Origin of the sequence: Duodenibacillus massiliensis (assembly GCF_900128485.1) — a bacterium.
In the GTDB taxonomy this organism is placed as follows: domain Bacteria; phylum Pseudomonadota; class Gammaproteobacteria; order Burkholderiales; family Burkholderiaceae_F; genus Duodenibacillus; species Duodenibacillus massiliensis.
On the sequence record NZ_LT635860.1, the window covers coordinates 337,631 to 356,073 of the forward strand.

An 18,443-nucleotide genomic window follows, 5' to 3' on the forward strand; every position below is an offset into this window, starting at 1 on the left:
GAAACGCCTGAGAATCCCGCTTCGGAACGCTCAGGCGTTTTTCTATTTCGCTCGGTTGTTACCGCATCCAGGGGCAAAGGAGCTTTTGCGCAATTCCGATTGCGCCGTAGAAAAGGAGCCCCAGCACGCACATACCGAGAATTCCGGTAAACATCCGCCCCATGTCGGCTAAGCCCCAGGCGTCCATGATGAGCCAGCCCAGGCCCGAGTCGGTCGCAAAGCTCTCCGCCAGAAAAAGCACCGCAAGCGCTGTTCCGAGACTCACTTTAAGCGAGGTGATGAGGGCGGGGAGCGCCGCCGGGAGGTAGGCGTGCCGGAAACGCTCGCCTGCCGTCGCGCCCATGCTTCTTAACGACATTTCGTACGAGGGGTCAAGCGCCAGAGCGCTTTCTCTCACAATCACGAGAATCTGATAGCCCGTGGCCAGAGCAATCAAAAGAACGCGCGAGGCGTCTCCTAACCCCAGCACCGTAAAAAAGACGGGCAACAGAACGATTTTGGGCAGAGGCAGCGTAATAAAGGTTAAGGGGGCTCCCAGCCAGTCAGCCTTTTTGCTGTGCCCGAACCAAAGCCCCAGACTAAAGCCCGTGACGACGGCAACCGCGAGGGCGCCGATCAACCGCACAAGGCTCACGCCGATGTGCCCCAGAAAACCGGGATCGCCCAGAGACACCGCAAAAAGCACGAGCGAGGCCAGGGGATCGGGAAGAATTTCCGGGCCCAGCGCCCGGCTTCCGGCTTCCCAAAGAGCAAGCAAAACGACGCTGCCCGTCACATAACGCAGAATGAGTGACTTCATCTTGAATTGCCTCCTGCGTTTCTTAACGTAGCGTGGACATGCCGCACCGCATCAAAAAAGGTGTCGCTTTCGCGGTCGGCGCACTGTGTTTGCCGATTAAAGGCGGGATTTTCACAGAGTTCGAGCACCCGCGGAGGGTTGGCCGCAAGAAGCAGAACGTGGGAAGCCAGAAACACGGCTTCGGCGATATCGTGTGTCACAAAGATCATCGTGACGGGCCGCGTAACGCGCATGCCGGCCAAAAAGTCCTGCAGCCGTTCGCGCCTTAAAGCGTCAAGCGCCGAGAAGGGCTCATCCATGAAAAGCACATCAGGTTCGGCAATGAGGGCGCGCCCGAGCGCCAGACGCTGCCGCTGGCCGCCCGAGAGTTCTGAGGGCCAGCGCTTTTCAAGGCCCGTGAGACCCAATTCCTCAATCATCGCCGAGGCCCGCAAAGCGCCTTCTGTTGCTGAGACCGGGGAGTTTTTAAGCTCAAAGGGAAGACGCAGGTTTCCTTCCACCGTCTTCCACGGGAAGAGTCCGAGGTTTTGCCAGACAAAGCTTGAGCGCACCTGGGAAACCGGGGCCCCGGCCGCATCCGTCCAGGTGAGCGTCCCTGCCGCGGGCTTTAAAAGCCCGGCGACTGTTGTGAGCAGCGTCGTTTTTCCGCAACCCGACTCTCCGACAATAGCTAAAGACGCTCCCGCCGGAAGCGTAAAGGCGACGTTATCCAATACCGTGCGGCTGCCGTAGGCAACCGTGAGGTTTTTCACCGCCAGGCCCGCGGCCGTTCTCTGTTTTTCCTGTGTCATAGCCCGCACTTTACCTGCAAACGACGGCCTTTACATCGGGCGCCGATTTAATGAGCCCCTTTTTAAGAAGCCAGTCGGCCGCTTCTTTTACGTCAGCGTCTGAGGGCAGCGGCGGCAGACCGTCCGCCGTCTCAAAGCCCCCGAACTTCGGAAACCGGTAGGTTTTTTCGAACCCCTTCGGAATGAGCCCCTTTTTCACGAGAAGCGAGCGGTACTTTTCAGGATCAGCGTCAAGCCTCTTGGCGGCTTCAGACAACGCCCGGCGGAAAGCACCGACAAAATGAGGCGTCTGATAGGGTGCGCGCACCGAAATCATCGAAAGGGGTTTCACAAGTTTTCGGTCATCCCAGACCACGCGGCCGCCTTTTTGTTCGATGAGCGTTAAAAGCGGCTCGTAAAAAAGTGCCGTCTCAAGGCGTCCGACGTTAAGCATCTGAAGCCGGATCGGAATCTGCGCGACTTCGACGTCCTTAAAGACCTCCGGGCCCACCTTGGCGTCAGCGATCATGACGTCGAGCATCCGGTCGGTGATCGTGCCGGAGCTTTTCGCGGTCGTCACGCCTTTTTGTGCCTTCAGAACCTCAAGACTTGTGATGCGGTCCGCGGCCTTCGGAGACACCGCAAGGCCGAAGGCCCGGTTGTTTGCGCAGGTGTGCCAGGTGGTGGCGATTACCTTGGCGTCGATGCCGTTCACACGCTGGGTGATCGTGGTCATCAGGTTCGTGTAGTGCCCCGCAATTTTTCCGGCGCGCATGGCGGCGGTGAGTTCGAGAGCACTCTTAAAGGGCACGATCTCAACGTTGAGTCCTTCTTTGGCATAGAGGCCGTCAGCTTCGGCCGCATACAACAGCGCCGCGTCAATCGCGGGCAGCGCCGCAATCCGGGCGGGTGCCTCGGCCGCGGCAGCCTCTGTCGTCCCGAACGTCAATGCTGCGGCCGCTGCAAAGGCCGTGGTAAGCAGTTTACGGCGGGCAATAGTGAGTATCGTCATGAAGTAAAACTCCCTGTCATGTATTTTTACGGTGCTGACATACTGACAGGGAAGGGGGGCATGGCGCCCACGGCCGGATCAAGGTATTACCGGCTCGGGAACCGCTTCCAAGGTAATGCGTCAAGTCTTCAGCGTTTGCCCGCTTCTTTTTCGAGCTTTTCGGCTTCAGGAAAGCGCATTTCAGCGTAGGGCACAAAGCGGCCGCCGAGCACCAACCGGTAGCCGATCCAGACACCCGCAAAGATAAAGATTCCGATGTAGGTCGCAAGAATCCCCTGCCAGTCAACGGGGTCCTTTAAAAACGCCTCATAGTTTTGCCCGAGCGTGACGGTCAGGCAGATTACAAACGCCAGGGCCGTCCCCAGGGGAAAGAATTTTGCGCGGTAGGGAAGAATCGACGTGTCAAACCCGTGGTAGGCGAGCCCCCGGCGAAAACGCCAGTGACAGACGGCAATCCCGAGCCAACACAAGAATCCGCCCATGCCGGAGGTGTTGATAAGCCACAGATAGACCGTGTCTTTGCCGTAGATGCTTGTTAAAAAGCAGAGCGCCGCAATCGCCGTGACGGCAATCAGGGCGCGCCGCGGAACGCCCGAAGCCGAAAGACGCGCGAAAAAGCGGGGAGCCTTGCCCTCCGTTGCGAGAACATAGAGCATGCGCGTTGCGGCATACAACCCGGAATTGCCCGCGGACAAAACGGTTGTGAGCACGACGGCGTTCATGATGGCGGCAGCGGACAAGAGACCCGCGCGCTCAAACACAAGCGTAAAGGGACTCACGCTGATGTCGGTAAGCTCGTTTTTAAGCAGCCGCGGGTCCGTATACGGGATGATGAGGCTGATCACCAGAATGGAGAGGATATAAAAAAGGAGAATGCGCCAGAAGATTTGGTGCGCGGCCTTGGGAATGTTCTTGCCCGGTTTTTCGCTTTCACCGGCGGCAATTCCCATGAGTTCGGTCCCCTGAAACGAGAACCCCACCACCATCGCGGTCATAAAAAGTGTGTGCCAGCCGCCCGCAAAGGGGGCGTCGCCGACGGTCCAGTTCGCCCATCCCGCGGGAGCGTCGCCCGCGAAGATCCCCCAGATCATGAGTAACCCCACGACGCTAAAGATGATGATGGTCGCAACCTTAACAAAGGCAAACCAGAATTCAGATTCGCCGAAACTCTTTGCGGACCCCCAGTTGATGAAAAAAAGAAGGGCAAGAAAAAGCGCGCTCCAGTACCAGCCCGGGATGTCCGGAAACCAGTAGTTGATCACAATCTGCGCGGCAACGAGGTCAACGGCAATCGTCACGGCCCAGTTGTAGACGTAATTGACGGCCAGGGCGTACCCAAAGCCCGGATCCACAAACCGTTCGCCGTAGGCGGCAAAGGCGCCGCTCACAGGAGAAAAGGCGGCAAGTTCGCCCAACGCCGTCATCAGAAAGTACACCATCACGCCGATCACGAGGTAGGCCGCAAGCGCCCCGCCCGGTCCCGCCTGACTGATCGCGGCGCCGGAGGCCACAAAAAGCCCGGTACCGATCGAGCCCCCGAGCGCGAGCATCGTCAGATGCCGGGGCTTCAGGATGCGTTTGAGCTGATGGTTGGTTGCGTCAGTGTTGGTCGTACAGCGGATTTTGTGCTTAGCGTTGTCTCAACGGCGACACTTGGGGGGATCCTTGGGGCGAACCATAGCCCGAAAGATCGAAAAATTTCCATAAATGTCGGATAATGAGGTGTAGGCGTTTATGCGTAAGGACTTCGTCTCAAGGCACAAGCGCTGGTTTTTCGTACGTCAGAAATACGAAAATACAATAAAAACAAAGACCGGCTTGAAACCAAACAACCGGCCTGACATGGTGGCTGCGCGGGGGAGCAATTCCCCGCGCAGTTTCTTCTTATATGGGGGAAAGACAAGCCCCGACATCAGAGAAAGGCAGTTTCGGCCGTCAATGACGCAGCCACTTCCTCTGCCGTCGTGGTGAGAAGCCGGAGATCGGTTTTCTCGGCGGTCACAACGGTGAGAAGCGTCTTTTCCGTGAGTTCCTCAGAAAACACCGCTGCCTTTTGTCCTTCATGCGTTTTGACGGCGAGTTCTTCTTCGTCAGTGACAAAAACCCCGGGAAGCTTCACCGCGCACTCGTTCATGCCCCAGGCTTCATAAAAAGCGCGTACCGGGTTATCCCGTACCTTTTCAAAACGCCGCTCGCCGTAAAGCCGTTTGTAAAGCGTTGCCACGGGTCTGTCTGCATCTATCACTTCAAGGTCAATCGCCGCGGGGGTGTCGGCCACCGCCACGCCGACCAAAGTCTTTGTGTGCGAGATCGTGGCATAAAGGGGCATTCTGACGCCGCTATCCCGGGCAACGATCAGGGGGGAAAAGGGCGGACGCTCTTTAAGAACCGCCTCGCGGCCGAAAAAGCGCATCAGAAGGACTCTCATCATCAGCCGCACCCAAAGGTAGTCAGCACGGCGCTTGACGCTTGCAAAGGACGCGGCGCGCACCAGAGCCGGCTCCGTGAGCCACCCGCGCGTGAGGTTTTCAGGCGGCAGCTCCGCAATCCGGGGCATCGTGAGAACGTAACAGGCAGGGGCGGATGTGGTCATGGTTCAAAATAAAAGCGGGCATCAGATAAGCGGGATTGTAGACGCAGGCCTCACGCACGTGCGCAACACGGGCCGGCCGGAAAGTCCGGCTTTCGTGCGGAAAAATAGCCAATGCGCAACGACCTTTCCGGGATTGCCGGATCAGCCAAAAACTAAAGCCTGCCTTCGGTTTTTCTATGATAAGAACTTTCAGACTGCTCTGACTCCGTCTCAAAGCCCCGCCTCGTCTACAATGCCGCTGAAACATCCGTCAGACCTAGGCCGGGCGGCGTAGATAATTACGCGCATCCAATAACTTTTCTCTGACATATAGTTTTAAAGCTATAAAAGACCGTTGTAATACGTCCTGCGGACAATCCTTATCAGAGGAGGGGCATCACAAGCGCCCTGAAAGCGCTTACTGAGGCCCGAAACCACATGACCCCCAGAAAATTACTTTACGGCGTCTGGAACGGCGTCCGGTATGACAATACCCACGGCGGCGACGCGGCTCCGGCCGACCTGCCGCTCTCAGCGCTCACGAACTTTAATCCGGGCAATCCCATTGACGCCTTAGTCGGAAGCGCGGGCTTTCTTGTTTTTGACGATAAGGTGCCGTTGGCCGGAATACTTCTGAAGTACTACCGTACGGCGCGTCAGAATTCCTGCGGGCGCTGCACGCCCTGCCGCACGGGGTCGATTCTCATTGAACTTGCGCTCGAGGATACCGTCAACGGCCGCGGCGACCGCGTGGACTGGGCCCATATTTTGGATTCAGCCGAGCAGATGTATCAGACAAGCCTCTGCGGGATCGGCCTCACAACACCCGTGGCGATCATCGGGGCCTTAAGGCACTTTAAGGGGCGGCTCCTTGACAACCCCTGCGAACTGATGGGCGACATGTACACGACGGTCACCGCCAAATGTATTGAAGCCTGCCCCGCGCACGTCAACATTCCGCGCTACATCGACTATGTCCGTGACGGCAACACCGACCTTGCAGCGGGCGTCCTTTTGCATCACTATCCGCTTGTTGCGACCTGCGGGCGCGTGTGCGTGCGTCCCTGTGAGGGGGCCTGCCGGCGCAACTACGTCGATACCGCGGTTGCCATCCGCGACATCAAGCGCTTTGTGTCGGATAACGCCGGCGCGTCGGTCGCTGAAATGTTTGAGGGCGCCAAGCCGCAGCTTGACGCCACCAAAGCCAAAGTGGCGGTCGTGGGTGCCGGGCCCGCGGGGCTTAACTGCGCCTACCATCTTCTGATGAAGGGCTACCCCGTTGACGTCTTTGACAAAGACGAGCAGGCGGGCGGCATGGCGCTTCGCGGGATTCCGCCCTACCGCCTCCCCAAGGGGGTGCTGCAGAGCGAAACGGACGCCGTGAAAAAGCTCGGCGGCGTTTTCCATTACGGCGAACGGCTCGGCCGGGACATCACCGTTAACGGCCTTTTTGACGCGGGCTACGCCGCGGTCTTTCTCGGAATCGGCTGCGCGCAGGGCGCCTACCTCGGGCTTGCGGACGAAGACAGGACGCTTGAAGGCTACCGCAACGGCATTGATTTTCTGCTGCAGTGCGAAAAGGGTGTTGCCAAAAACGCGCCCCCGGTCTTTGAGGGGGACGTCGTGATCGTGGGCTGCGGGAACGTCGCGATGGACTGCTGCCGCACGGCCCGGCGAACCGCAACCGGCAAGGTCCACGTCGTTTACCGCCGCACGATCAAAGAGGCAAGCGCCGACATGGAAGAAATTGAGGCCGCTCAAGCCGAAGGGGTCGAATTTCACTTCCTCACCAACCCCGTCGCGATCGTGAGCGAAGACGGCAAAGTCACCGGCGTTAAGGTGACCCGCATGGAACTCACTGAAAAAGACGCCCGCGGCAGACGGGGCGTGAGACCCGTCGATGGCAGTGAATTTGTGATTCCCTGCTCAACACTTATTGCCGCGATCGGCCAAAAGATGGAAAAAGATGTTTTGACCGACGCCGACGGCGTGCTCCTGGACCGCCGCGGCAACATCGCGGTCACCGAAGCCCTCGCAACCTCCCGCCCCGGCGTTTTTGCGGGCGGAGACTGTGCAACGGGGCCCACAACGCTTATTGACGGCCTGGCTCACGGGCAGCGCGCCGCCGACAGTATCGATGAATACCTCTCCCGCGGCTCCGTGGGCTTTGTGCCGCGCGCCCGTATGGGCCGCATCATCCGCGACTGCCGCCTGCTTGAAGACGGCGCACCGCGCCTGCCGCAGCCCAAACTCACCCGTAACCCGTGTCCGCACATTCCGATTGCCGAACGCGAAAAGAATTTCCGCGAGGTCGATCTCACGATGAGCCCGGCCGAGGCGCGCAACGAGTCGCTGCGCTGCATGCGCTGCTACCGGCTTTTTGCCGTTGTCACACCGCGCCCGATTCCGGGTAACGACATGGTCCGGGGCGCCGACATCACACGCACGGGGGTTTAAAAAATGAAAGCATTCATCAACGGGCGTGAATTTACCTTCACCGAAGGCGAAACGATTCTGAAGGCCGCCAAGCGCTTGGGGATTTTCATTCCGACGCTCTGCGCCTATCTGCCCCTGGAACATACCCCGGGCACCTGCCGTCTCTGCCTTGTGGAAACCGAGGTCGACGGCAAAAAGCAGATCGTCACAAGCTGCACAACGCCCTTAAAGGACGGCATGCGCATCGAAACCCGCACGCCGAAAGTCCGTGAAATGCAGCGCATGCAGATGGCCTGGGTCTTTGCCGACCACAACCAGGACTGCGCAAGCTGCGCGCGTCACGGTAACTGTGAGCTCCAGGACCTCGCGCTTTACGTGGGTCTGCAGCATAACGGCTGCAACGGGCGCTTTACCGCCAAGCGCCCCGCCGACTGGAGCGCCAACGGTCTCATCCGCGACGCGGACAAATGCATCCGCTGCGCGCGCTGCGTGGAAGTCTGCCGTACGATTCAGGGCGACAAGGTCTCGGCCTTAACGATTAACGACATCGGCACGATGTGCGGCGTAGGGATCACCGGCGCCGAGCGCTGGGCCGACAGCCCCACGTGCGTGCAGTGCGGACAGTGTGCGCTCGTGTGCCCGACGGGCGCCCTGGGCGAAAAAGACGAAACCGAGCAGGCGATTGACTGGCTTGCCGATCCCGAAATCAAGACGATCGTGGCGTTTGCCCCGGCGGTGCGCGTCACGCTCGGGGAAAACTTCGGTGTCGAGTCCGGCGTCAATCTTGAGGGCAAAATCATCACGGCCTTAAAGATGATGGGCGCGGACTACGTCTGCGACATCAACTGGGGGGCCGACGTCACCATCATGGAAGAGGGGAGCGAACTGCTGGAGCGCCTCACGAAGAAAGGTACTTTGCCCATGATGACAAGCTGCTGCCCGGGCTGGGTGAACTTCGTGGAAAAGATTCATCCGGAGATGATCCCCAATCTCTCGACAACACGCTCGCCTCAGGGCATTTTCGGGTCGTTGGCGAAAACCTGGTTTGCCAAGGAGCACGGCATTGCCCCCAAGAAGCTGCGTTTCATCTCCATCATGCCCTGTACGGCCAAAAAGGATGAAATCAAGCGTCCGCAGCTCATGAAGGGCTATGAGCAGGACACGGACCTCGTTTTGACGGTGCGTGAATTCACGCGTCTTCTGCAGCGCCAGGGCATCAACCCCGCCAAACTCGAGGAAAGCACCTTTGATTCGCCCTTTATGAGTGAAAACACCGGCGCGGGCGTCATTTTCGGCGCGACCGGCGGCGTGATGGAAGCGGCATTGAGAACCGTTTACTTTAAGGCGACCGGCCGGGAATTGGGCCCCGTTGACTACGAACCCGCGCGCGGCATGGCTTGGATTAAGAGTGCGGAAGTCGACCTCGAGAAACTCGGCAAAGTCAAAATTGCCGTGGTCCACGGGCTAGCGAACGCCGAAAAAGTGTGCGCCGACATCGCCGCGGGCAAATGCGCCTTTGACTTCATTGAAGTCATGGCGTGCCCCGGCGGTTGCATCGGCGGGGGCGGCAACATGCGCGTCAAGAATAACTACATGAATCTCGCGGAAAAACGCATCGCCGGGATTTATGCGGTGGATAAGACGCGCCAGATCCGCCAGAGCCACAACAACCCCGATGTGATTCGGCTTTACAAGGAGTTTTTGGTCAAGCCCCTGTCGCACACCGCCGAAGACCTCCTGCACACGCACTACACGGACCGTAAGAAGGGGCCGCAGGAGCTCTCCATCCGCAACATCTGGCAACGCGTCAAGCTCGGGTAATCCCGCGGCCCGCTGTCAGCCCGGCCTGTCCGTTTCGTTTCGAAGCGGGCAGGCTTTTTAGTGAACGTAAATTCATAATTTGTGCAACGCATTTTCATCCGGCCTGAAAATATAATATTTGAATTGTGTCAACCCACTCCGGAAGTGTTTATGCGCGTGGCGCCTTTTGCCGTTGCGGCTCTCATCTGCTTATTCCTGGCCGGCCCCGCGGCCGCTCAGTACGACCCGCTGCCTGCCGGAATGCGTGCGGATGCCCCTGCCGGTGACGCTTCCGTTACCGCCCGCCCGGTTCTGAAAGTTGCACTTTTATCCTATTCGCCGCCCTGGTACGACGCGTCCTTTACCGACGAAACCATCCGGTTTATCGCGTGGAAAATGCCGCAGTACCGCTTTGAGGCAACCTGGCTTGAGGCGGAAAACTTCAATAAAACCCTCGCCAAGGGCGAAGCCGACATCGTGGCCGCACCCACGGCGCTTTTACAGCTTCAGACCGCGGGCCGCTACCGCGACCTCGTGACGCTCGTCTCTAACGACGCCGACACCAATAACGCTCATGCCGCGGCCGTCATCACCAAGACCGGCCGAAGTGACATCACCGCCCTTAAAGACCTCACCGACAAGCGGGTGGCCTCCGTCACAAGCGAGCTTTCGCCCGGGATTCTTGAGGTCGCCCAGGAACTTGTGAGCCGCGGCATCAACGCGGAAACCTTTTATAAGCGCCTTATCCGTGTTGAGCCTCTGCGCATGCGCAAAGTCGTGGAGATGGTACAGAAAGGCGAGGTTGATGCCGGAATCGTCCGGGCCTGTTTTTTGGAAGACCTTACGCGCGCGGGAAGCGGCGACATCACCGCAGGGCTTAAGGTGATTGAGGAGCGCACCGGTGACGGTCTCACCTGCCGTCACACAACGCGCACCTACCCGGGCTGGGTGCTTGCGGTCGAAAGGCGAATGAACGAAACCGCCGCCCGCGACATCACGGCGGTGCTTCTGACCAAACCCGCCAACGCCTGGGGCCAGTACTGGAGCATTGTCACGGACTACGGCGCGGTTGACGCGCTTCTCAAGGACTTAAAGCTCGGGCCCTACAAAAACCTGGGTGAAGTCAGTTTCACCGAGCTCACCAAAAAATACTGGCCTTTGGCGGTTCTGATTCTCATTGCGCTCACGGGCCTTCTGGCGCACGGCATTATTCTCGAAAAACTCGTGCGGCACCGTACCCGGGAACTCGAAAACGCCAACGCCGAGCAAAAAAGGGCCGAGCGCGAGGCCTTTGAAACCCATGAGCAGCTCGATGCCCTTCAGAGAGCCGGAGCCGTCGGGCAGATCTCCAGCCTTGTCGCGCACGAGATCAAGCAGCCTTTGGCGGGCATTCAGAACCTCTCGCGCGGCGTTTTGAGGCGGCTCGAAGACAGCGACAACCCTGACGAGGAGCTCTGCAAAGCCGTGGATGCGATCGGCGCCGAGGCCGCGCGTGCGGGCGAAATCATTGACCGCGTCCGCTCCTACAGTAAGGGTAAAAACGAGCGGCGCAACATTTCAGTGAAAAGCGAAATTCTCAGAATCACTCAGCGCTTCTGCCTTTCCGGCAAAGCCGCGGGCGTTCAGATTCTTTTGGGGCACCTCGAAGACGCCGCGGTCTACATCGACCCCATTGACTTTGAGCTCATCATTGTGAATCTCCTTACGAACGCCTCTCAGGCCGTGCAGGGCGAAGCCAAAGCCAAGGTTGAGGTCTCAAGCACCGTCACAGGCGGCCGCATTGAAGTTCGGATCCGTGATAACGGCCCGGGCGTCGACGCTGAAACACTCACCAAACTCGGCCGCAGCGTGATGGCCTCAAGTAAAGCCGGCAGTCTCGGCATGGGGTTAACCCTCGTGCACCGGCTCTGTGAAAACTGCGTGGGGCAGTTAAGTTTCACGCTTAATACCCCGGAAAAGGGCCTCACGGCACACGTGCTGCTGCCCGCGGCCCCCGCTTGCGACACACCGCGGCACAAACCCGACGGAGTCGACCCATGATGCCGGGCGAAAATGAAAATATCCTCATCCGCGTGGTGGACGACGATGCCCATATGCGGGGCTCTCTGGAATACATGCTCACCGCAGAAGGCTTTGCGGTTAAAACGTACCCGAGCGCGCAGGCCTTTTTAACCGACGATGCGCCCTCGCGCCCCGGGTGCCTCATCCTGGACGTCAAAATGGACGGGATGACCGGGCTTGAACTTCAGGAAGAGATGATCCGGCGCGGCATCCGCCTTCCCGTTGTCTTTTTGTCCGCCCACGGCGACATTGATATGGCGGTGGACACGATGCAGAGAGGTGCCGTCGCCTTTGTGCAGAAAACCGCAGATCCGTCGCGCCTGATGGAAGCCGTGTATAAGGCCGTTGCGCAGACCCAAGCGAACAAACCCGATCCGGGCGAGGCCGTTGCCCGCTGGAACACGTTGACGCCCAAGGAAAAAGACGTCGCCAAGCTTCTCGCCAAAGGGCTTTTAAACCGTGAGGTGGGAATCCGCCTTGGGGGCATCTCAGTGAAAACCGTGCAGGTGCACCGCTCTGAAATCAACCGCAAATTAGGCGTTAAGGGCGTGGTGGAACTCACAGAGGCCGTTAACCGCATCCGTTCGCTTTTGGGAGACACTGCCGCATGAGTGAAACGCTTTCGCGCCGCGCGGTCCTCACCGGGGCCGTCCGCGGAACTCTCCCCGAAGAAGAAACCTTTGACGTCGTTGTGGTGGGGTCCGGTGCCGCAGGGCTTGCGGCCGCCCTGGAAGCCCGTAAGGCAGGGGCCGAAGTCATCGTGCTGGAAAAAATGGGCAGTATCGGCGGCAACTCCGTCATCAGTCAGGGCCTTGCGGCCGTCCCCGGCACCCCACAGCAAAGCGAAGCCGGCATCGGAGACAACCCCGAACTCATGTTCAACGACCTTATGAAGGTCACAAAAATCAGTCACCCGCACAGAATTGCGCTGCTCACGGAAAACGCCCTTGCCACCTGGCAGTGGACAATCGATGAGCTCGGCGTTCACTGGAGCCGGGGCGTGGAATACGACTACGGCCACTCGGTCAGGCGCTGCGTGGCGCTTGCCAATCAGGGTGAGGGCCTTATGAACCCCCTCGCAGAGCGCGTTTCGGCCTTGGGCGTCTCAGTCCGTCTTAATACCCGCGTCACCGGCTTTCTCACCGATGACACAGGACGCGTCACGGGCGTTACGGCACTTGTGACCGACGCCGCGGGCCTTCACCCCGTTACCATTAAGGCACGGAAAGCGGTCGTGGCGGCTGCCGGAGGCTTTGGCGCGGACATCGCGATGCGGCAGATGCAGAGCTGGCGGCTCGGCCCCGGCATCAGCACGACAACCCAGCCCGGAAGCACGAGCGAAGTGATCAGGGCTCTCTCAGATATCGGCGCCTGGGTGATCCACATGCAGTACATCCACTGCGTGCCGGAAGCCTGCGCTGACGAAAAAGGGTGGGGGAGCGCCTGGAAGTTCAATCAGTACTGTGCGGCATCGCAGGGCCTCTGGGTCGTGCAGGAAACCGGACGGCGCTTTGTGAATGAAACCGCGGACAACACTACGCGCACCAACGCCGTCCTCGGTGTGATCAGTGCCGGGGAGCATTGCCTTGCGGTTGCCGACGCCCGCGCCGCGGCGCATCCGAGGTCGGCCCTGTTTAAAAAGAGTGACGTGGAGGCGCTTGTGCAGCACGGCTTTGTACTGAAATACGCGACGCTCTCCGAACTCGCCTCAGACCTTGGCGTTCCTCTGATACCGCTTCAGGACGAAATCAGCCGCATCAATGAAACGCTTGCCGCCAACGATCCCGACGACTACCTCGGCCGGGTTTTAAGCCCCACCAATGAACTGATCGGCGAGGGGCCCTGGTACGCCTGCCGGTTTGCCGCCAAAGTCCAGCTTTGCGGCGGGGGTGTTGCAATTGATTCTCAAGCCCGGGTCTTAAGCGTCACCGATGACGCGCCGGTGCCCGGGCTTTTTGCCGCGGGCGAAATCACAGGAGGCTTAAACGGGGAGGCGCGCCTTTCCTCCTGCGGCCTTATTGACGCCTTAACCGTCGGGCGCATTGCCGGGCGCAACGCCGCGGCGGCCTGATATTTTTGCGGGTATGAAAAAAGCGGCCTGAATCCGCAAAGACACAAACCGCTTCCTTCCAATGCCGGCAGGATGAGGATTTCCCTGCCGGCAGTCTTACCGACTGAGTCTGAATCAGAGGGCCTTGGCAGCGCTCTGACCAGCGATACGGCCGTTGACGAGGCAGTCAAGAATAGCGCAGGAGCCCAGACGCACGGCGCCGTGCACGCCGGAGGTGGATTCGCCGGCAGCGTAGAGGCCCTTCACGGGCTTGTTGTCGACAACGTCCAAAACGCGGCACTGCATATCGGTCACAAGCCCGCCCATGCAGTGGTGAACCTTCGGGCTCATTTCGCAGGCGTACCACGCGTCGCCTTCGAGCGGCACCTGTTCGTTGTTGATGTAACGGCCAAAGAGGGGATCGTTCTTCGCCTTCACAGCCTTGTTGAATTCATCAACGGTCTTGGCGAGCTGATCGGCCGGAATCTTCCAGTCGGCGGCAATGTCCTTCAGGGACTTGTATTGCTTCAACATTCCGCCTTCCAGGAGCTTTTCAAGCATGCCGGGACGGGCTTCCTTAAAGGCCTTGAGGTTGGCAGCCGTGCAGATGGCGACCGCCTTAAAGCCGTTGGTGTGCTCAACCATAATGGCGTCGGCACGGACCTTGCGGTTGGCAAGTTCATTCACGAAGCGCTTGCCGGAGGTAGAAACCCACAGGCCGTATTCAGCGGCACCGGACTGAGAGAAGGTCCAGCCGATACCCATGCCCTTTTCCTTGGGGTTGTTCCACGGCGTGCACTGAATCCAGTCGTTCTGGACCTGAGCGCAGCCAATGCGGCTCGTTTCACGCCAGAGTTCAGCGGTAGCGCCGGGCTGGTTCGTGGAGTCGAGGTTTGCGGCAAGTTTCGGATCCTGCATCGTGCGGTAGGCAACGTCACGGGAGAAGCCGCCGTAGCAGAGCACAACACCCTTCTTTGCGCGGATAAACTGCACGCGGCCGGAACCGGCCTTCGGGAAGCGGTAGCCCTTGCGGATCTGCAAGCCAAGAACAGCACCCTTTTCATCACGGATGATGTGTTCAACGTAGGTGCGGGTTTCGACCTTGACGCCAAGCTTTGCAACCTTTTCGAGTTCCTTGGAAACGATGCCGGAGCCCGAACCGTTCTTCGTAAAGACATAACGCGGGACGCTGTGGCCGCCTTCCTGACCGATTGCATCGGGGTTGTATTCAACGCCCAGTTCCTTCACGGTCCATTCGTAGTTGGACAGGGCAGAGTCGGCAACCAACTTCACCTTTTCGGGGTTATTCATGTAAAGGCCGGCAACGAGCATGTCCTTGGCAAGGAGTTCCGGAGAATCCTTAATCCCGTGCTTGAGCTGCTGGGGGCAGCCGGTAGCGGTCAGAATACCGCCGTTAATAATGGAGTTGCCGCCGGCGGTGGGCATCTTTTCCAGAACCACGCAGGAAGCACCGGCTTTCTTGGCTTCAATCGCGGCAGCCAAACCTGCAAAGCCCGACCCCACGACGACAACGTCATAGGTGGCATCCCACTTTGAGGGAACCTTGGCCTGGGTGCTCGCCTCAGCCGCACCGATAAAGCCGGCGGCGCCGAGCGCCAAAGAACCCTGAATCAAAGAACGACGGCTCATATCTGTCATTTTCTTACTTCTCCGTAATACCAAGTCCCTGTTGCCGGGGGCTTTGTTTGGAATTGTCAGGCGCGAGGCCTTGCGGCATTCGCCCGTCTTTTGACAATCCGCATTATCTGTTCGTCAACCTCCTAGGAGGTCTGCCTTAAAGCACTGTGTTGTCACAGGAGGGACTATTTCTACGGGTTATCCCTTGGTTTAGATGCTTTCTCCGTTGAAAGACGGTGGGTTTAGGGCGGGAAATGCGCACTGTCAGAAGAAAAACAACACTTCCTCGGGAAAGTATGTCCGTTGAACTTATTGTCTGGCTCGTGTTGGGCGCTGCCGCCGGGGGCTTTATTAACAGTCTGGCCGGTTTCGGCAGGCGCTCATGTCTTTGGGCGTGTGGCTGCAAGTGATGCCGCCCTGGCAGGCTGTGGCGGTCGTGGCCGCAATGTCGGCTGCAAGCGGCGTTCAGAGCCTCTGGCTTATCCGCAGGGGGCTTGAGCCCGGCATGAAGAACCTCAAAAACTTCTTTACCGCCGCCTGAGGCTCTAAAATCGGGCTGATAAGAGCAGGGGATCTGATTTCCCCGATAAAACAGCGAGCGGACGGCGATGCAGGTTGCAATGGACTATGAAAGACGTTTCGGCGGCGTGGCGCGCCTTTACGGACACGAAGGGGCGGAGGCGATCGCCAAAGCACACTTTGTGGTTGTAGGCGTGGGCGGCGTCGGCAGCTGGGCTGCGGAAGCCCTGATCCGGACGGCCGCAGCCGACATCACGCTCATTGACCTCGATAACGTCGCCGAGAGTAACGTGAACCGCCAAATTCAGGCAATGGACGGCAATTTCGGCAAAGCCAAGATTGATGTTTTAAGAGACCGCGCGGCGCTCATTAACCCAAACTGCCGCCTGACACTCATTGAAGACTTTGTCAATGAGGAAAATGTCTCGGAACTTGTGGGATCCGGGGCTGTCGTTCTTGACTGCATTGACCAGGTACGGGCAAAAGCCGCTTTGATCGCGCACTGTAAGCGTGCCGGCAACTTCGTTGTGGCAAGCGGCGCAGCGGGCGGCCGCGTCAATCCCTCTCTCATTAAGATCGGAGACCTCGGGCAAATCAAGGGCGATCCCTTGCTCTCGGGCGTCCGTTACCGCCTGAGAAAAGAGTACGGTTTTCCGAAGGCGGACAGTAAGGGGAGTCCGAAACCCTTTAAGGTAACGGCCGTCTATTCGGATGAAGAAGTCAAACGCCCCTTGGGGAAAGAGGCCTGCGACATGGCCTCTCAGGGACTTGCGTGTTCCGGCTACGGTTCAGGCGTTGTGGTGACGGCAACGATCGGGATGCAGATGGCAGCGGTGGCGATCAACCGCGTCGTCAGAGGCGCCTAAAGTTTGTTGACATTGTCAAGCAGAAAGTCTTTAGCGTGCGTTGAGGTCGTTATCGAGTTCGAGCGTGATGATCTGATCGGCCTGCACACCGGTCTGCAGCAGATAGTCCCGGAAAAGGACACCGAGCAGGTAGGATTTGCCGCAGCGCCGGATACCGGTGATGATTTTGATCTGACCGTTACCGCGGTTGGAAATCAAGCGGTTGAGGCTTCGTGTTCGTTCAATGCGCATTTGGCTATCCAACAAAAGGGACCGGTTCGTGAGGAGGTTTTTAACAGAGCAGCGAAGGTCTATTTAAAATTTTTGCACCTGTGCGCAGTTTTTCTAGATAACAAGAAATGCGTCTCGTCATAATTAAACAGATGCTTTCTGCTGTTGAATTTATAACTTTCTAGTAAATACAAGTACAATCCACTGAAGGGTAAAGGAAATTTGTCCCGCGCGATTTCTGAGGATATACCATGAGAAGCCTGACAACATCAGCCTTAACGGCCGCCGCACTCATTCTCACAGCGCTTCCCCCCGCTGTTGCCGGGAACTGGTACGGCCTTATTTCTGCTGGCCTGGTGCACTCCGACAATAACTACAAAGAGGCCGTCGGCGCAGTCAATACCGCCAACAACCAAAATCCCGTTAACGACGCAGACAACAGTAATGTCACTGCCAAACTGGCAGTCGGCTGCCGCGTAAACGACCATTTTGCCGTAGAAGCCGCCGCCTGGTGGTTCGGCAAAAGTAAACACGATCATGCCGGCATCCAAGCCGGGCAGCCTGTCAGCAGCCACGCCGAATTTAAAGGTTACGGTCTCGCCGTTGATGCCGTTGCCATTCTCCCGGTTACAGACGCTTTATCTGTTTTCGGTAAAGCAGGCGTTGCACTGATCCGGATTGACGGCAAAAACAACGCCTCGGAACCGCAGTATTCCTTCAGCAAGTCAAAAACCCGTCTTGCGCCGAACCTCGGAGCTGGAGCAGAGTGGCTGATGACCGAGCGCCTCAGCCTGCGGCTTGAGTACGAGCACTTCTTTAACGCCGGCAAAGAATCCCGGGACGGCCAGACCTTTGTCATGCCCGATGTTGATTACGACACAGTAACCGTCGGGTTCAAGATGAACTTCTGAGCCAGGCACTCATCCGGAAGTCATCCAACGGTAGTTTGAACTCATCTGTTAAGAGAGGAACTTCGGACCGGCTAACGGCGGTCCGAAGATTTTTCATCCGGCAAATCCTGCCGTCATCGAAATTCTGATTTTCAGCCCAAAATTTAATTCAACATAATGGTAGTTATGTTGCATTTTGACTTTGTAGCGGGTTTTTCAGCTGTTTTTGTCTGATCAGCGCTCAAGCCGCCCCATATTCATGGGAGAAACGAAAACCGTACCGTCGAGCACGGCCTTGATATCAAAATGCGCAAGCGCCGCCTTCTCGGTTTCCGTGAGGCGCAGATTTTCGAGCTGCTTGGACGCGCGGATACCGTTCACCTCGGCATCTCCGGCCATCTGATAAAGCGCAGCCAACAGAATGCGGCGGTCGGAAGTCGTACCGGTATAGCTTTGATTGACGCACTGCGTCAGCAGCAACGCACCCTCACGGCTGCCTTTGACGGCGGCCTTTGCATACAGTCCGCAGACTTCCTTTGTGAAAGCCCCCTGATCCTTAATCTGCTGCATGGCGGCGTCGGCAAATTCGTTTTCGCCGGGTTCACCGCGGCTGCCGAACTCCTGCCAGACGGCGGCCACGGCAAAACCAACGGCAATGACGGCCGCAAGCTGGTTGATGCGTTTGTTTCCGGGCAAAGTGATCGGCATGGAATGAAAGGATCCTTCTCAGAGACTTCAAGCCTTGGCGCGATTTTAGCGTATGGATCTCGGTCATCTAGGGATTAGTATTTGCTGAACTGTTATTTCTGATAACGCTTCA

16 protein-coding genes are annotated in these 18,443 nt (G+C 58.3%); 8 read left to right on the top strand and 8 right to left on the bottom strand.

The genetic code is table 11. From position 1 onward, the window contains the following. Positions 1 to 58: 58 nt before the first annotated feature. From BQ7486_RS07095 to BQ7486_RS07115, 5 genes are all read right to left on the bottom strand, one after another. The gene (locus BQ7486_RS07095) at positions 59 to 799 is read right to left on the bottom strand and encodes an ABC transporter permease (RefSeq protein ID WP_074009503.1); all 741 of its coding nucleotides are present in this window, start codon (positions 797 to 799) and stop codon (positions 59 to 61) included. Continuing rightward, entirely contained in the window at positions 796 to 1,590 is a 795-nt protein-coding gene (locus tag BQ7486_RS07100; RefSeq protein WP_074009504.1) for an ABC transporter ATP-binding protein, read from the bottom strand. The genes BQ7486_RS07095 and BQ7486_RS07100 overlap by 4 nt, the downstream gene beginning before the upstream one ends. A gap of 10 nt (positions 1,591 to 1,600) precedes the next feature. After that, positions 1,601 to 2,581 (bottom strand): ABC transporter substrate-binding protein, encoded by a 981-nt coding sequence (locus BQ7486_RS07105; RefSeq protein WP_074009505.1) that lies wholly within the window; start codon positions 2,579 to 2,581, stop codon positions 1,601 to 1,603. A gap of 128 nt (positions 2,582 to 2,709) precedes the next feature. Next, positions 2,710 to 4,203: an amino acid permease gene (locus BQ7486_RS07110; protein ID WP_074009506.1), complete on the bottom strand. Its 1,494-nt coding sequence runs from the start codon at positions 4,201 to 4,203 to the stop codon at positions 2,710 to 2,712. A 290-nt stretch (positions 4,204 to 4,493) separates the two neighbouring features. After that, positions 4,494 to 5,174, bottom strand: a complete 681-nt coding sequence (locus BQ7486_RS07115; RefSeq protein ID WP_074009507.1) for a 4'-phosphopantetheinyl transferase family protein — start codon at positions 5,172 to 5,174, stop codon at positions 4,494 to 4,496. Positions 5,175 to 5,591: 417 nt separating this feature from the next. Here BQ7486_RS07115 and BQ7486_RS07120 point away from each other — a divergent pair, with 417 nt between their 5' ends. The 5 genes from BQ7486_RS07120 to BQ7486_RS07140 all read left to right on the top strand — a co-directional run bounded on the left by BQ7486_RS07120 (position 5,592) and on the right by BQ7486_RS07140 (position 13,521). Further along, positions 5,592 to 7,610, top strand: a complete 2,019-nt coding sequence (locus BQ7486_RS07120) for an FAD-dependent oxidoreductase (RefSeq protein ID WP_074009508.1) — start codon at positions 5,592 to 5,594, stop codon at positions 7,608 to 7,610. A gap of 3 nt (positions 7,611 to 7,613) precedes the next feature. After that, positions 7,614 to 9,410 carry a [FeFe] hydrogenase, group A gene (locus BQ7486_RS07125; protein ID WP_074009509.1) on the top strand — a complete coding sequence of 599 codons (1,797 nt, stop codon included), beginning with the start codon at positions 7,614 to 7,616 and terminating at the stop codon, positions 9,408 to 9,410. Positions 9,411 to 9,560: 150 nt separating this feature from the next. Continuing rightward, positions 9,561 to 11,429, top strand: a complete 1,869-nt coding sequence (locus BQ7486_RS07130; RefSeq protein ID WP_074009510.1) for a sensor histidine kinase — start codon at positions 9,561 to 9,563, stop codon at positions 11,427 to 11,429. After that, positions 11,426 to 12,061: a response regulator transcription factor gene (locus tag BQ7486_RS07135; protein WP_084765769.1), complete on the top strand. Its 636-nt coding sequence runs from the start codon at positions 11,426 to 11,428 to the stop codon at positions 12,059 to 12,061. Before BQ7486_RS07130 ends, BQ7486_RS07135 begins: the two co-directional genes overlap by 4 nt. Further along, complete coding sequence (locus BQ7486_RS07140) at positions 12,058 to 13,521, top strand: FAD-dependent oxidoreductase (RefSeq protein ID WP_074009511.1); 1,464 nt, start codon at positions 12,058 to 12,060, stop codon at positions 13,519 to 13,521. Before BQ7486_RS07135 ends, BQ7486_RS07140 begins: the two co-directional genes overlap by 4 nt. Before the next feature lie 114 nt (positions 13,522 to 13,635). On the opposite strand, the gene BQ7486_RS07145 is transcribed toward BQ7486_RS07140, so the two are convergent. Then, positions 13,636 to 15,159: a flavocytochrome c gene (locus tag BQ7486_RS07145; RefSeq protein ID WP_074009512.1), complete on the bottom strand. Its 1,524-nt coding sequence runs from the start codon at positions 15,157 to 15,159 to the stop codon at positions 13,636 to 13,638. Positions 15,160 to 15,520: 361 nt separating this feature from the next. Here BQ7486_RS07145 and BQ7486_RS11935 point away from each other — a divergent pair, with 361 nt between their 5' ends. Further along, complete coding sequence (locus BQ7486_RS11935) at positions 15,521 to 15,679, top strand: hypothetical protein (RefSeq protein WP_154666315.1); 159 nt, start codon at positions 15,521 to 15,523, stop codon at positions 15,677 to 15,679. A gap of 67 nt (positions 15,680 to 15,746) precedes the next feature. After that, entirely contained in the window at positions 15,747 to 16,523 is a 777-nt protein-coding gene (locus tag BQ7486_RS07150; protein ID WP_022372414.1) for a tRNA threonylcarbamoyladenosine dehydratase, read from the top strand. A gap of 30 nt (positions 16,524 to 16,553) precedes the next feature. Here BQ7486_RS07150 and BQ7486_RS07155 read toward each other — a convergent pair whose 3' ends face one another. Further along, a complete protein-coding gene (locus BQ7486_RS07155; protein ID WP_084765771.1) occupies positions 16,554 to 16,754 on the bottom strand; it encodes an AAA family ATPase in 201 nt (66 codons plus the stop codon). A gap of 230 nt (positions 16,755 to 16,984) precedes the next feature. Between BQ7486_RS07155 and BQ7486_RS07160 the strand changes: the two genes are divergently transcribed. Continuing rightward, the gene (locus BQ7486_RS07160; protein WP_074009513.1) at positions 16,985 to 17,644 is read left to right on the top strand and encodes an outer membrane beta-barrel protein; all 660 of its coding nucleotides are present in this window, start codon (positions 16,985 to 16,987) and stop codon (positions 17,642 to 17,644) included. A gap of 213 nt (positions 17,645 to 17,857) precedes the next feature. Here the strand turns inward: BQ7486_RS07160 and BQ7486_RS07165 are convergent, their stop codons facing one another. Continuing rightward, on the bottom strand, positions 17,858 to 18,331 hold the full coding sequence (locus BQ7486_RS07165) for a hypothetical protein (protein WP_074009514.1): 474 nt from the start codon (positions 18,329 to 18,331) through the stop codon (positions 17,858 to 17,860). Positions 18,332 to 18,443: the final 112 nt, after the last annotated feature.